This is a genomic window from Mesorhizobium sp. B2-4-18 (genome assembly GCF_006441385.1).
GTDB lineage: Bacteria > Pseudomonadota > Alphaproteobacteria > Rhizobiales > Rhizobiaceae > Mesorhizobium > Mesorhizobium australicum.
In genome coordinates, this window is the sequence record NZ_VFUW01000002.1 from 169,868 (window position 1) to 183,110 (window position 13,243).

The 13,243-nt window shown below is 63.6% G+C and carries 13 protein-coding genes; 5 read left to right on the plus strand and 8 right to left on the minus strand.

Features of this window, described 5'->3' with window-relative positions; all coding sequences use genetic code 11:
* The first annotated feature begins 24 nt into the window (after positions 1 to 24).
* Positions 25 to 2,094, plus strand: a complete 2,070-nt coding sequence (locus FJ527_RS04325; protein WP_140821877.1) for an FUSC family protein — start codon at positions 25 to 27, stop codon at positions 2,092 to 2,094.
* Here the strand turns inward: FJ527_RS04325 and FJ527_RS04330 are convergent.
* A complete protein-coding gene (locus FJ527_RS04330) occupies positions 2,091 to 3,215 on the minus strand; it encodes a DUF2336 domain-containing protein (RefSeq protein WP_140821879.1) in 1,125 nt (374 codons plus the stop codon). The two genes, FJ527_RS04325 and FJ527_RS04330, sit on opposite strands and share 4 nt — an antisense overlap.
* Before the next feature lie 152 nt (positions 3,216 to 3,367).
* On the opposite strand from FJ527_RS04330, the gene FJ527_RS04335 reads away from it, so the two are divergent.
* On the plus strand, positions 3,368 to 3,820 hold the full coding sequence (locus FJ527_RS04335; RefSeq protein WP_140791008.1) for a MaoC family dehydratase: 453 nt from the start codon (positions 3,368 to 3,370) through the stop codon (positions 3,818 to 3,820).
* Positions 3,820 to 4,701 carry a CoA ester lyase gene (locus FJ527_RS04340; protein ID WP_140821881.1) on the plus strand — a complete coding sequence of 294 codons (882 nt, stop codon included), beginning with the start codon at positions 3,820 to 3,822 and terminating at the stop codon, positions 4,699 to 4,701. The genes FJ527_RS04335 and FJ527_RS04340 overlap by 1 nt, the downstream gene beginning before the upstream one ends.
* A gap of 3 nt (positions 4,702 to 4,704) precedes the next feature.
* Here FJ527_RS04340 and FJ527_RS04345 read toward each other — a convergent pair whose 3' ends face one another.
* Together FJ527_RS04345 and FJ527_RS04350 are read right to left on the minus strand one after the other, a co-directional pair.
* Positions 4,705 to 5,313, minus strand: coding sequence for a flavin reductase family protein (locus FJ527_RS04345; protein WP_140821883.1), 609 nt, complete (start codon positions 5,311 to 5,313; stop codon positions 4,705 to 4,707).
* Positions 5,314 to 5,898, minus strand: a complete 585-nt coding sequence (locus FJ527_RS04350) for a nitroreductase (RefSeq protein WP_140821885.1) — start codon at positions 5,896 to 5,898, stop codon at positions 5,314 to 5,316. It lies immediately after the preceding gene.
* 155 nt (positions 5,899 to 6,053) lie between these two features.
* Between FJ527_RS04350 and FJ527_RS04355 the strand changes: the two genes are divergently transcribed.
* Positions 6,054 to 7,016 (plus strand): hypothetical protein, encoded by a 963-nt coding sequence (locus FJ527_RS04355; protein ID WP_140616135.1) that lies wholly within the window; start codon positions 6,054 to 6,056, stop codon positions 7,014 to 7,016.
* A 3-nt stretch (positions 7,017 to 7,019) separates the two neighbouring features.
* Here the strand turns inward: FJ527_RS04355 and FJ527_RS04360 are convergent, their stop codons facing one another.
* From FJ527_RS04360 to yidD, 4 genes are all read right to left on the minus strand, one after another.
* Positions 7,020 to 7,958 (minus strand): GNAT family N-acetyltransferase, encoded by a 939-nt coding sequence (locus tag FJ527_RS04360; RefSeq protein WP_015317583.1) that lies wholly within the window; start codon positions 7,956 to 7,958, stop codon positions 7,020 to 7,022.
* 86 nt (positions 7,959 to 8,044) lie between these two features.
* Complete coding sequence (gene thrS, locus FJ527_RS04365; RefSeq protein WP_140723641.1) at positions 8,045 to 10,021, minus strand: threonine--tRNA ligase; 1,977 nt, start codon at positions 10,019 to 10,021, stop codon at positions 8,045 to 8,047.
* A 143-nt stretch (positions 10,022 to 10,164) separates the two neighbouring features.
* Positions 10,165 to 10,983 (minus strand): class D beta-lactamase, encoded by an 819-nt coding sequence (gene blaOXA, locus FJ527_RS04370; RefSeq protein WP_140821887.1) that lies wholly within the window; start codon positions 10,981 to 10,983, stop codon positions 10,165 to 10,167.
* A 138-nt stretch (positions 10,984 to 11,121) separates the two neighbouring features.
* The gene (yidD, locus tag FJ527_RS04375) at positions 11,122 to 11,496 is read right to left on the minus strand and encodes a membrane protein insertion efficiency factor YidD (RefSeq protein WP_140822384.1); all 375 of its coding nucleotides are present in this window, start codon (positions 11,494 to 11,496) and stop codon (positions 11,122 to 11,124) included.
* 322 nt (positions 11,497 to 11,818) lie between these two features.
* Between yidD and FJ527_RS04380 the strand changes: the two genes are divergently transcribed.
* Entirely contained in the window at positions 11,819 to 12,736 is a 918-nt protein-coding gene (locus FJ527_RS04380) for a LysR substrate-binding domain-containing protein (protein WP_140821890.1), read from the plus strand.
* A 22-nt stretch (positions 12,737 to 12,758) separates the two neighbouring features.
* Here FJ527_RS04380 and FJ527_RS04385 read toward each other — a convergent pair whose 3' ends face one another.
* The gene (locus tag FJ527_RS04385; RefSeq protein ID WP_140821892.1) at positions 12,759 to 13,241 is read right to left on the minus strand and encodes a cell envelope integrity protein TolA; all 483 of its coding nucleotides are present in this window, start codon (positions 13,239 to 13,241) and stop codon (positions 12,759 to 12,761) included.
* Positions 13,242 to 13,243: the final 2 nt, after the last annotated feature.

Sequence of the window (13,243 nt, forward strand, 5' to 3'; positions counted from 1 at the left end):
CGTTCCTGACATGGAGACCAGCATGTGACCTGGGCGCGGCTGAAAACCTATTTCGAGACGAGCCTGGCCGGGCTGACGCAACCGACACGCTCGGACTGGATTTTCGCGCTGCGCACCGTTTCGGCCGGCATGATCGCATTGCTGGCCGCTTACGCGCTGAAGCTCGACCATCCGCAATGGGCGATGATGACGGTGTTCATCGTCGCCCAGCCGGTTGCCGGCATGGTGCTGGCGAAAGGCTTCTACCGCCTGCTCGGCACGCTGGCCGGCGGTGTCGCGGCAATCGGCATCACCACGGCATTCGGCACCGGCCCGTGGATTCTGGTGACGGTGCTTGCTATCTGGATTGGCATTTGCACCTTCGTCTCGTCGCTGCTGCGCAATCCCGAAGCCTATGGCGCGGCTCTTGCAGGCTACACCGCAATGATCATCGGCCTGCCCGCTTTCGGACAACCGCATCTGGTCGTAGACCTCGCGGTCGCGCGTTGTGCCGAGATCGTGCTCGGCATCGTCTGCGCCGGCCTCACCAGCCGGCTGATCCTGCCAAAACTGGCCAGCGACGCCATCGTCTCGCGGCTGAAACGCTGCATTCTCGACCTCGCCACCTATGCCGGCGGTGCGTTTTCAGGCGGCGACCGGGCAACGCTGATCGGCCTGCACCGGAAGCTTGTCGCCGATACCCAGACGCTTGGCGAGATGCGCGCCTATGCCAGGCTCGAAGCGCCGAGCTTCGCGCCGCGCGCGCATCCGGTGCGGCGCACTATCGGACAACTGCTTTCGGCACTTTCGGCGGCGCGCGCGCTCTATTCGCATGCCGCTCCCAAAAACGCCGCCCTCATCCCGGTGCGCTCGGAACTGCAGGCCCTTGTCAGCGAACTGGCAGCCAAGCCGGGAGCGCTGGACGATACCTCATCCTGGGTGGCGCGGCTCGACGCGATCTCGATCAGGGCCAGGCAAATGCCCGACGCCTCGATAGAGCCGGGTGAGGACAGGGTCGGCACCATTACCCGCCTTACCATAGCGGCCGATTTCGCCGAGGCGCTGAAACAGGTGCTGCGTGGCCTCGACGCCTTGCGCGCGCCGGTCACGCGCCGTCCAGGTCCCGGCAGCCAGCAGCCGGCCCTGGTGGTGCATCGCGATTATCCCGGTGCAGCGCGCAACGCCATCCGCGCGGCCGTTGCCACGCTGCTGGTGGCGGCTTTCTGGCTGACGACGAAGTGGTCGGAGGCGGCCGGCACCGTCATCCTCGTTGCCGTCGTGTCGAGCCTGTTTGCCGCTCGCCCCGACCCCGTGCAGGTATCCTGGGGGTTCTTCAAGGGAACGCTGCTCGCTTTGCCTTTTGCCTTTCTCGTCGGCCAGGTTGCGCTCCCCGCTCTGCCCGGCTTCGGCTGGTTCATGCTGTTCGTCGTGCCCATCATGGTGCCGGCGGCACTCGCCATGGCCAATCCGCGCTATGTCGGCGTGGCGACCGCTTTCGCCATCAATTTTCTGGCCTTTCTCAGCCCACATCAGGCGATGACCTACGATCCCGGCCCCTTCTTCGCCGGCTCGGCATCGATCCTGGTCGGCATCCTCTTGGCCATCGGCGTCTTCATCGTGGTATTGCCGGCCGATCCATGGCTCGCGGCCGACCGCATCGTGCGGGCCATGCGGGAGGATCTGGCGCGGCTTTGCCTGCATGAGCGCGTGCCGAGGCGCTCAGCCTTCGAGAGCCTCGCTTACGACCGGGTCAATCAGTTGATGCCGCTGGTGCAGAATTCCGGCAGGAAGGGCGAGGCGGTGCTGGGCGGCGGCGTCGCTTCCGTCACGGTCGGCCTGGAAATCCTGCGGCTGCGCACGGCCAGCCAAAACCATGCCCTCCCATCGGAAACGACGCTTTCAATCGCCACCTTCCTGAGGGGACTGGCGCGCGAGCTGCTTTTCCGAGCCCCTGGGGATCCGCAAACAGCGACCATTGCCGTCGCCCGGCAGTATGCGGCAGGCATCGCCCAGCGAAACGCCACCGGCGACATGCTGCAGATCGCGGCGTCCCTGCGCATCATCGCCGCGGCGATGGAAGATTTCCCGGATTTCTTCGCGAGGGAGAAAACCTAGGCAGCGGCGATCGCCAGTGCATGGCCGCGTGCGTTCTCACGCAGGGCGTCTAGGTGGATCGATTTGACCAATGCGGCAAGGTCGCCTTCGGCGGATTGCCCGCCTAATTCCTTGAGCATCAGCCAACTGACTTCCTGCACGCCGGCGACGCGCTTGCCGTTGGCGACCTCGCGCCAGATCTTCAGGGCGCGCAGGATGACGGCATGCGTGGCGGCAGCCATGCCGGCACTGCGGAACAGCGCCTGCAGGGCCACGTCGTGCCCGCCGGCCAGCAGCGCCCTCACCCGTGGTTCGGACTGCTGGCTGAGCGCCACCAGCGCCGAGCCGAAGAAATCGACCTTGCCGTGCGCGATGGTGCGGATCAGGAAGCTCGCGGTCAGATCGCCGCGCAGCCTGAGATGCTCGATCAGCGCCGCGTGCTCTTCTTGGCGCGTGCCCTCGATCAGCGTCACCGAGGCCTTGACGCAAGCATCGCGCATGACCCGGTCGGCACGCGCGGCTCCCATCAATGCCATGACCAGCGGCGATGTCTTCAATGTCTCGCCGAGCTTGACGAGCAGCATATGCCGGCAATCGGCAGGCAGCCTGATATCCGATATCAGCGCCTCGCGCACCAGAGGCAGATGCCCGTGGCGTTGCGCCATGCGCCTGAAGCTGAGTGACGCGATGTCGGCGCCGCTATTGGCCAAAAGCACGGCGCATGCCTCCGCCTCGCCGACCTCGGCGATGGCCGCCGAAAGCGCCATCGAGACGGAAGGCCGGTCGGCGATCAGCTTCTGCGTTGCCTTCTGGCTCGCCGCCACGCGGTTGATCAGGTCGGCGTCGGTGAGCAGCGGCGAGCGCGCCAGCACGACCCCGGCGACCTCCGGCTGGTCGGCGGCAAGCGCACTGATGATCTGCAACGGTGCGTGATGGCTCATCGAGAACGCTTCCGCCATCGCCAGCCGCACTTTCGACGAGGCGTCGTCGAGCAGCAGCGTCAGCGCGGCCTCGGCGGCGCAGCGATCCTCGAACGGCAATTCGCAATTGACATAGGCTCGGGCCAGCGCATGAGCGGCGGCGGCGCGCTCCGAAACCCTGGCCGTGTAGATCCATTTCAGGAAATGCGAAACAACTACCATGCCCGTCTGCTTACGCCCCATGCCGGAAGGTTTCCGGCCCCGTGAGAAGGGTAGGCAGAAATGGTTTACGAACGGTTCACCATGTTCATTAACTGGCTTGCGAGCGCCTGAAGCAGCGCCTATCAACCGTCAGACAGCGCAGGAGGCGGAAGATGGCTGGGCTATATCTGGAGGAGTTTGTCGTCGGCCATGTCTTCCAGCACACGCTGCGCAAGACTGTGACCGAGAGCGACAACATGCTGTTTTCGGTGATGACGCTGAACCCGCAGCCGCTGCATATCGACTTCGACTTCGCCGCCAGGAGCGAATGGGGCAAGCCGCTGGTCAACTCGCTGTTCACGCTCGGCCTGATGATCGGCATTTCGGTCAACGACATCACGGTCGGCACGACGGTCGCCAATCTGGGCATGAAGGAAACCGTGTTTCCTCACCCGGTCTTCCACGGCGACACCATCCGCGTCGAAACATCTGTCGTCTCGGTGCGCGAATCCAGGTCGAAGCCCGATCGCGGCATTGTCGAATTCGAGCACCGCGCCTACAACCAGCATGGCGATCTGGTCGCGAAATGCATCAGGCAAGCGATGATGCTGAAGAAGGCAGACTGATGCGCTCGCTGCTGTTCGTTCCAGGCGATTCCGAACGGAAGCTGGAGAAGGGATTTGGCGCCGGCGCCGACGTGGTCATCGTCGATCTCGAGGACTCCGTGGCGCCGCAGAACAAGGCGCGGGCGCGCGAGATCGCGGCGCGCTTTATCCTCGAACGCAGGGGGCAAACCAACTCGGCGCTTTATATCAGGGTCAACGACCTCTCGACCGGAATGACGGACGATGATCTTGCCAAGCTCGTTCCGGCAAGGCCGGACGGCATCATGCTGCCTAAATCGAACAGCGGCCAGGATGTGCAGCAGCTCGCGGCCAAGCTCAGGGTTTGGGAAGCCGAAAACGGCCTGCCCGACGGGTCGATAAAAATCCTGCCGATCATCACCGAAACTCCGGCGGGCGTGCTCGCAGCCGCCACCTATGCAGGGACAAGCGCACGGCTCGCCGGTCTCACCTGGGGTGCGGAAGATCTGTCGGCGGCGATCGGCGCACGCTCTGCCCGCGACGAGCACGGCCGCTACACCGATCTCTTCCGTCACGCCCGCCTGACGACCATTCTCGCGGCCGGAGCCGCGGAAGTCGCCGCGATCGACACCGTATTTCCCGGCTTTCGCGACATGGCGGCCTTCGCCGCGGAATGTGCCGACGCCGAGCGTGACGGTTTCACCGGCAAAATGGCGATCCACCCCGATCAGGTGCCCGTCATCAACACCGCCTTCACGCCCTCTGCCGAGGCGGTGAGACAATCGGCGGCTATCGTGGCGGCCTTCGATGCGGCCGGAAATCCGGGCGTCGTCGGCATCGACGGCAAGATGTTCGACCGTCCGCATCTGCGGCTGGCCGAACGCCTTCTGGCCCGCGCGAAAGCGGCCGGGATATCCGCCTGACGGCTACTCCTTGCCCCAGCGTGGCCGCCGCATCGAAAAGACCTCGTCGACGCTGGCGTAATCCATGTAACCGAGACGCGCGACATTGCCGGCCTTGGTGATGTCGAACAGGCCGTCTTTCAGGAAAGCATCGTCGATGTGAACGCCGATCACCTCACCGGCGACGACAAAGGCACTCGTCGGTGATCCGTCCAGCGCCTTCGGGCGAAACACTTCCGTCACCCGGCATTCGAGCGCCGCTGGTGCAGCCGCCACGCGCGGCGGCTTGACGAGACGCGAGGGCGCCATGGCGAGATCGGCATAGATGAACTCGTTGACGCCACGCGGTGCGTCGACGGATGTGTAGTTCATCTTGTCCGCAAGATCGCGGCTGACCAGATTGGCGACGAACTCGCCGGTTTCCTGGGCAAACGAGGCGCTGTCCTTCTCACCCTCCGAGGAAAACCAGACAATGAAAGGTCGCGTCGAAAAGGCGTTGAAGAAGGAGTATGGCGCCAGATTGAACTCGCCGGCCTGGTTCAGCGTCGATATCCAGCCGATCGGGCGCGGCGCGACGATCGCCTTCGAAGGATCGTGCGGCAGGCCATGCCCCTTGGACGGCTCGTAGAACATTCAGCCCGCCCAAGGTCCGGCGTAATCGGTGTAGAGCTTGGCCGGATCGGGCCGTGGCCGCTCCGGCGCCGGACCGGCGTAGGAGCCGATATGGACGAAACCGACGACGCGCTCCTGCGGCGCCAGTCCGAGAATCGCCCTGCCCTCCGGCACGTCGGAATACCAGTTGCTGATCATGTTCGTGCCGTAGCCCAGCGCAGTGGCCGCGATCATCAGGTTCATCGCCGCCATGCCTCCGGACAGGAACATCTCCCATTGCGGGATTTTTGGGTTCTCCCTCGGAATGGATACGACACCGATCACCAGCGGCGCGCGCGAGAACCGCGCCAGTTCCTGGTTGCGACGGCCTTCCGGCAACGGCCCCTCGCGCTGTTCGGCCAAGGCCGCTAGTTTTTTGCCGATCTCGATGCGGGCTTCGCCGCGATAAAGGATGAAGCGCCAGGGTTCGAGCCGTCCATGGTCGGGCACGCGTGTGGCGGCGGTGATCATCGTGGCGATATCGGCGTCGCTGGGCGCCGGTTCCCTGAGGTCGGGTATCGGCGCTGAATTTCGGGTCAATAGAAAGTCGATGATCGGCGACGCCATGGGCGCAAGTCTCCTAAAACACTCTGTTTTGAGCTGAAGCGCACCATCGGGAATTCGGGCGGCTCGGGCAAAGGCGCGCAAACGCCGGGCTGAAGAGTCCCGGATCGGACTCTTAAGCCTTGAAATTGCCACCGCCATGGGCTTCAACGCAAGGCATGTTTGAGGGGCGACTGCGTCTTTTCCTGGTTCGGCTCTGCGCCGCGCTGTTCCTGCTGCCGGTCTCCATGGCTGTCGCGCAGGAAAAGGACGGCGTCGGCGACCTGAAACTTCCCGGAATTTCGAGCTATGCAACGCCGAAGAGCGAGACCCCGCTGGCGCTTGGCGGCGGTGGCGCCATCACGCTCTCGGCCCAGTTGACCGACAAGGGCACCGACATCACCCGTGGACTCGTCTGGCGTGTCTTCAAGCCCGAAGCGGTGAACGGCAAATTGCCGATGGTCGCCTCCTCCCATGGCGGCAGCGCCGTCTTCCAGCTCGAGCCCGGCAGTTACCTGGTCCACGCTTCCTATGGCCGCGCCGGCGCCACCAAGCGCATCACCGTCGGCAAGGAAGCCAAGCGAGAAAGCCTCGTGCTCGATGCCGGCGGCCTGAAGCTGGACGCGGTTCTGTCCGGCGGCGTGCGCATACCGCCGAAGAAACTGCGCTTTTCGATCTATGAGGGCACCGCCGAGGCCAATGGCGACCGCGCGCTGATCATTCCCGATGTCGAACCCAACAGCGTCGTGCGGCTCAATGCCGGCATCTATCATGTCGTCTCGACTTACGGCGCGGTCAACGCCGTCATCCGATCCGACATCCGCGTCGAGGCGGGCAAGCTGACGGAAGCCACCGTCGAGCATCACGCCGCTGAAATCACCATGAAGCTGGTACGCGAGACGGGCGGCGAAGCGATTGCCGACACCTCGTGGTCGCTGCTCAACGAATCCGGCGATCCGATCAAGGAAACCGTCGGCGCCTTCGCCTCGATGGTGCTGGCCGAAGGCGACTACACCATCATCGCCAAGAACCGCGACCGCATCTACCAGAAGGATTTCACGGTCGTTGGCGGGCAGAACCAGGAAATCGAGGTTCTCGCCACCGAAGCAGCGGCGATGGATCCCGAGGAAGGCGCCGATTAGCCTTCAGGCGGCGAGCTTGGTTCGCGCCGGGAGGAACGGAATGCGACGGCGCGGCAGGCTCGGCGCCAGATCGAATACACCGCGATAGAGACGGTCGAGCAACGTTTTGCGATCGCGCAGCGGCTCCAGTTCGCTCCAGCTCAGCACGTTGCCGACGCGCACGTCGATCGCCCTGCCGGACAGCCGCGCGAATTCACGAATGAGCAGCGAGGTGCGCAAGGTCAGCGAGGCCTTGCCGACGAATTTGGCCACCCGCCCGTCGCGCTCGGCCATGTTCATCGGCCCGCTGACCAGATGGAAAAGCCTGCCGTTCTGGCCGGAGAAATGCATGGGGATGACCGATGCCTTGGCCTCTTGGACGAGACGGGCCGGAAACATCTTCCACGGCAGGTCGCGCGCGCGGCCAAAACCCTTGGGCGCAGTGGCGACACCGCCGGCCGGAAACACCACAATGGTGACACCTTCCCTGAGCAGCCGGACCGCCTCATGGCGCACCGCCATGTTGTTCTTCACCGCGTCCTTGGTCTCGGAAAAGTCGATCGGCAGCGAATAGGGCTCCATCTCGCGGATCCTGAGCAGGTCCTTGTGGATCATCACCCGGAAAGGCCGGCCGAGTTGCTCTGCCAGCGATAGCACGGCAATGCCGTCGCCGATGCCGAAGGGATGGTTGGCGACGATCACCAGTGGCGTGTCGGGCAATTGCGCGGGCGGCCATTGGTCGGGAATTCGCACGCCCACGTCGATGAGGTCCAGCATGCGGCTGAACACACGCTCGCCCGTCGGCACCACCTGGCGGCGCCAGAAATCATAAAGCGCGGCAAAGCGATCGCGGCCCGACAGGCCTTCGACCGAATGGATGAACCAGCGCGCCAGCGCCGGCTGGTGCGGATTGGCGTAGGAAAGCTCTGGGAACGGTCGTTCGCGCGATTTCAGCTTGAGCATAGGGGCTCGTTACAACGTTGCCGTGACAGGGATATGAAAATGGCGGTGGATCGCTCCACCGCCATTCGATCGAAAAACACTCCGATTCAAGCAGCGCGCTTGCGTCGGCGATCAGGCGTGATCGCTTCTTCGGTCAGCCGTTCGATTGCTTCGGCAAGACCAAGCGATTCCTGATCGCGCGAGCCGAGCCGGCGGATGTTGACCGTCTGCTCCTCCGCCTCGCGCTTGCCGCAGACGAGGATGACCGGCACCTTGGCCAGGCTGTGCTCACGGACCTTGTAGTTGATCTTCTCGTTGCGCAGATCGGCTTCCGCCAACAGCCCGGCGGCCTTCAGCTTTGCCACGACCTCGGTCGCATAGCTGTCGGCGTCCGAAGTGATCGTCGCCACCACCACCTGCAGCGGCGCGAACCATAGCGGGAAATGGCCGGAATAGTTCTCGATCAGGATGCCGAGGAAACGCTCCATCGAACCGCATATGGCGCGGTGCACCATGACCGGCTGCTTCTTTTCCGAATCCGAGCCGATGTAGAAGGCGCCAAAACGCTCCGGCAGGTTGAAGTCGACCTGCGTCGTCCCGCATTGCCATTCGCGGCCGATGGCATCCTTCAACACATATTCGAACTTCGGCCCGTAGAAGGCGCCCTCGCCCGGATTGATCGAGGTCTTGATCCGATTGCCGGACCTTGTCCTGATCGTCTCCAGCACGCCGCCCATGATCGCCTCGGCATGATCCCAGGCCTCGTCCGTGCCGACGCGCTTTTCGGGCCGCGTCGACAGTTTGACGCTGATTTCGTCGAAACCGAAATCGGCATAGGTCGACAGGATCAGGTCATTGATGCGCAGGCACTCGGCCGCCAGCTGTTCCTCGGTGCAGAAGATATGCGCATCGTCTTGCGTGAAGCCGCGCACGCGCATCAGCCCGTGCAGCGCGCCCGACGGCTCGTAGCGATGCACATTGCCGAACTCCGCCAGCTTCACCGGCAGGTCGCGATAGGATTTCAGCCCATGTTTGAAAATCTGCACGTGGCCCGGGCAGTTCATCGGCTTCAGCGCAAAGATGCGGTCATCGTCGGTTTCATCGCCGGCGACCGTCACCTTGAACATGGCGTCGCGGTACCAGCCCCAGTGGCCTGACGTCTCCCACAGGCTCTTGTCGAGCACCTGCGGGGCGTTGACCTCCTGGTAGCCCTGCTCGTCGAGCCGGCGCCGCATGTAGTTGACCAGGTTCTGGAACATCTTCCAGCCCTTGGCGTGCCAGAAGACCACGCCCGGCCCCTCTTCCTGGAAATGGAAAAGGTCCATTTCGCGGCCGAGCTTGCGGTGGTCGCGCTTCTCGGCCTCTTCCAGCATCGTTTGGTAGGCTTCGAGCTGCGCCTGGTCGGCCCAGGCCGTGCCGTAGATGCGCGTCAGCATCGGATTGTTGGAATCGCCGCGCCAATAGGCGCCGGCCACCTTCATCAGCTTGAAGGCGTTGCCGATCTGGCCGGTCGAGGCCATGTGCGGACCGCGGCAGAGATCGAACCAGTCGCCCTGCGCATAGATCTTGAGATCCTGGTCCTCGGGAATGGCATCGATCAGTTCGAGCTTGTAGCGCTCGCCCTTGTCGGCAAAGACCTTTTTTGCCTTGTCGCGCGACCAGACCTCCTTGGTGAACGGCTTGTTGCGCGCGATGATCTCGCGCATTTTCTTCTCGATCACCGGGAAATCGTCCGGGGTGAACGGCTCGTTGCGGGCAAAGTCGTAATAAAATCCGTTCTCGATCACCGGTCCGATGGTCACCTGCGTTCCCGGCCATATCTCTTGCACGGCTTCCGCCAGCACGTGCGCGGTGTCATGGCGGATGAGTTCCAGCGCGCGCGGATCGTCGCGGGTGATGATCTCCACCTTGCCGGATTTGCCCAGGGGATCACTGAGGTCGCGCACCGTGCCATCAATGGCATAGGCCACGGCCTTCTTGGCCAGCGACTTCGAGATCGATTCGGCGAGACCCGCACCGGTCATCGCCGCGTCGTAGTCGCGGACGGAGCCATCGGGAAATGTCAGGGAAACGGAATTCAGCATATGGTTCTCCTATCCAGTCCCGCAAACGAGCGCGGGTGGTAAATGCAGATCATCAGCGGTTCGGGGCTGCGACCTGCCAGGGTGCCGGATGTGTCGGCGGCGGCAGTCTTTTATGAGCAGATGCCGCCGCCGTAAAGCCCGGCTCACTTAATCAGCTGTGGCAGATCCTTCAGGAACGCGGCCCGTGTCGCCAACCCCTTCGGCAAGTCGGTGCGTTTCGTATCGACGACGAGCCGGGCGAACACGATCTGGCGGCCGTCTTTCCCAGCCCAGCCGACAAACCATCCGAGCGAGCGCTTGTCCTTGCCGCCCGCGCCGACTCCGGTCGTGCCGGTCTTGCCCTGAACGGCCCAGTCCCCAGCCTTGAAGTTCGGCATGATGGCGCGTGTCATTTCATGCGCCTTGGCCGACACCGGCATTGTGCCGGCCAGCAGTTGCCGCAGGAAGGCAACCTGTTCGACTGGCGTGATCTTGAGCGAGGAGTTAACCCAGGAATGGGTGAGCCCGTCATCCCTGCCAGGATTGCCGGAAACGTCACCATTGCCGTAGTTGAACTTCGATACATAGCCGGCAAATTTCTGAGGTCCGAGCCTGCGGGTGATCTCGCGCGAGAACCAGATGATGGAATCACGTTCCCAGATCGTCGGATCGACGGTTTTCTGGTCGCGTTTCACCGCGTTGAACTCAGGCTTGTAGTCCCATGCCGGGGTATGTTCATCGGCAAGGATGCCTGCGTCGTAGCCGATCAGCGAAAGCGGCACCTTGAACGTGGAGGCCGGGCTGAAGCGCTGGTCGCAGATACCGTCCTGGTAAAGCGTCTTGCCGCTCTGGGCATCGGCGATCAGCGTGCACTGCACGTCCGCGAGCGGCGCGGACTGCGCGCGCATCGGAAATCCCAGCAGCCAGGCGAGCAGGAACAGGACACCAGCCATGATAAAGGGAAGACGATCGACATTGCGCATTTTCTGCTCGCTCCAGAAGGGGGTTCGCGAGCGGGCTTAGCGAGGTCTCTTGTCTCGATTTTGTCTCAAATGCGCAGTTGTTGTGCAAGCTTGCGTTAACCCTACCGGAGCGTAAACAGCGCGGCGCGACCAGCCACCCTAGCTCTGCGCTTCGCCGCGCTTGCGACCAATCCGCCAGTACCGCCATGGCATGAACCAGACGTAGCGGGATGCCAGCGCCTGCGGCACGAGATCGACGCCGTGCGTGCCGAACGGACCGCAGCGCAGCACGCGGAACAACCCCATCCAGCCGCCGGCCCAAAGGCCATGGCGGGCGATCGCCTCATGCGCGTATTCCGAACAGGTCGGCAGATGGCGGCAGGAATTGCCGACAAAGCCGGACAGCGTCAATTGGTAAAGCCGCACGAGCGAGGTGCCGAGCAAGCGGCCCGGCGTCTTGCGCCAGGGGCCGGGCCAGTTGCGGCCGCGCCTCGACGCTCCGGCTGTATGCGCATGCCTGTGCTGGTCGCCCACTGCGATCTCCGCGTTTTCCAGCTGATAGATGTGCGCTTGCACCGGAGAACGCAATCCCGATCGCCGTGCGGTCACGGGCGGGAACGGCGAAATGGCCGTCGGTCGGCTGGCGGCGCCCAGCGGCCAGGATGAGACCGTTCTTCGTGATGCCTTGTAGCGCGTCTTTCGTCGCGCCATTGGAACGTCGCGATCCGTATGACGTCGCCAAGGATCTCAAGCAACTGCATCATGGCGGCATCTCCTTGAAGACGATTAGACCGCCGCTGGCCTTCGCCTTCAAACGAGTATAATTTCCGTTTCGGATAATCTTGGGTTATGCGAAATGAAGCGTGGACGCTTGCCCCTGACGGCGTTGAGGAGCTTCGAGGCGGCTGGGCGGCATTTGAGCTTCAGCAACGCCGCCGAGGAGCTTTTCGTCTCGCAGGCGGCGATCAGCCGGCAGATCCGCGAACTCGAAACCTTCCTGCGCCAACCGCTTTTCGAACGGCACCATCGCCGCGTCGAACTGACGGATGCAGGCCGTCGGCTGCTTGCTCAACTGGTCAGAAGTTTCGACGACATCGAAAAACTACTCTCGGAACTGGTCGCGGTTCCCGCGCAGGCCGTGGTTCGTGTCAGCGTCGAGCCGTCGATTGCATCCGTCTGGCTGGTACCCCGGCTCAACCGGTTTCGCCAGTTGCGGCCCGATATCGACGTCTCCCTCGAAGTGGACCCAAGGCTGATCGAGTTCCGCAGCGACCAGCCCGAACTTGCCTTACGTTTCAGCTCGAACGCGACGTCATGGCCCCGCAGCGAAGCCGAGCGGCTGGCCTCGACAGTCGATTCGCCGGTTCTGTCGCCGGCGCTGCTTTCATCGGGCCCAGCCCTCGGGAAGCCGGCCGATCTTGCTCGCTTCACGCTTTTGCACGAGGAAAACCGCCAGGGTTGGACGCGCTGGTTCGAGGCGGCGGGCGTACCCGCCAACGCCATGCCCACGCGCGGGCCGATGCTTGCGGACGCCTCACTCTCCAAGCAGGCCGCGCTGCTCGGCCACGGCGTGGCGCTGGGCGATCTCCTGCAGATTGGAGAAGAATTGGAGACCGGGGCACTGGTCAAACCGTTCGACATCGATGTCGCATCCGGGGCCTATTGGCTGGTGGCCAGGAGTTTGCGCAGTCTCTCCGAACCGGCTGCGGCCTTCGCCGACTGGCTAAGAAGCGAATTCATCGAAAGCAGGCGGGCGCTGAAAGCTCCGGCCTGAGCCGTGCGCTGGCCGGAGCCGGCTACTTTACCTTCTTGTATTTTCCGAGAAGTTTATCGAGGTCGTCGATGTCCACGGACGGATGTCCCGCCGCCGGGTCGACTGCTGGGTAGAATGTGACGACGATGTCGCGCCACAAATCATAGTCGGCGCCGTAGGACGCCAGCCCGGGAAACGGCGCGCAACGCGTGATCGCGCGAATGGCGGCTTCGGCCTTATGCCTTGCCGATGTCACGGGGCCGACGATTTTTGGCGGGCCGGCGAGCGATCCGTCCTTGTTCAGGCTGATCCGGACGCGTGCAGTACTTGTGGCATTTGCGGGCACGTTCCAGCAGGGCTGGACGGCCCTCATGAGATAGTCGCCGATATCGCGCTGGACTGCTGGTTCCGCCCCGCTTGAGCCACCGGCCGACACAAGTGAAGCGGCAAGAGTACCGGCGAACACCAAGCCATGGCATGAACGACCGCTCTGGCGGGATCCGCTCACCGTAAGGTCGAAGACCACTC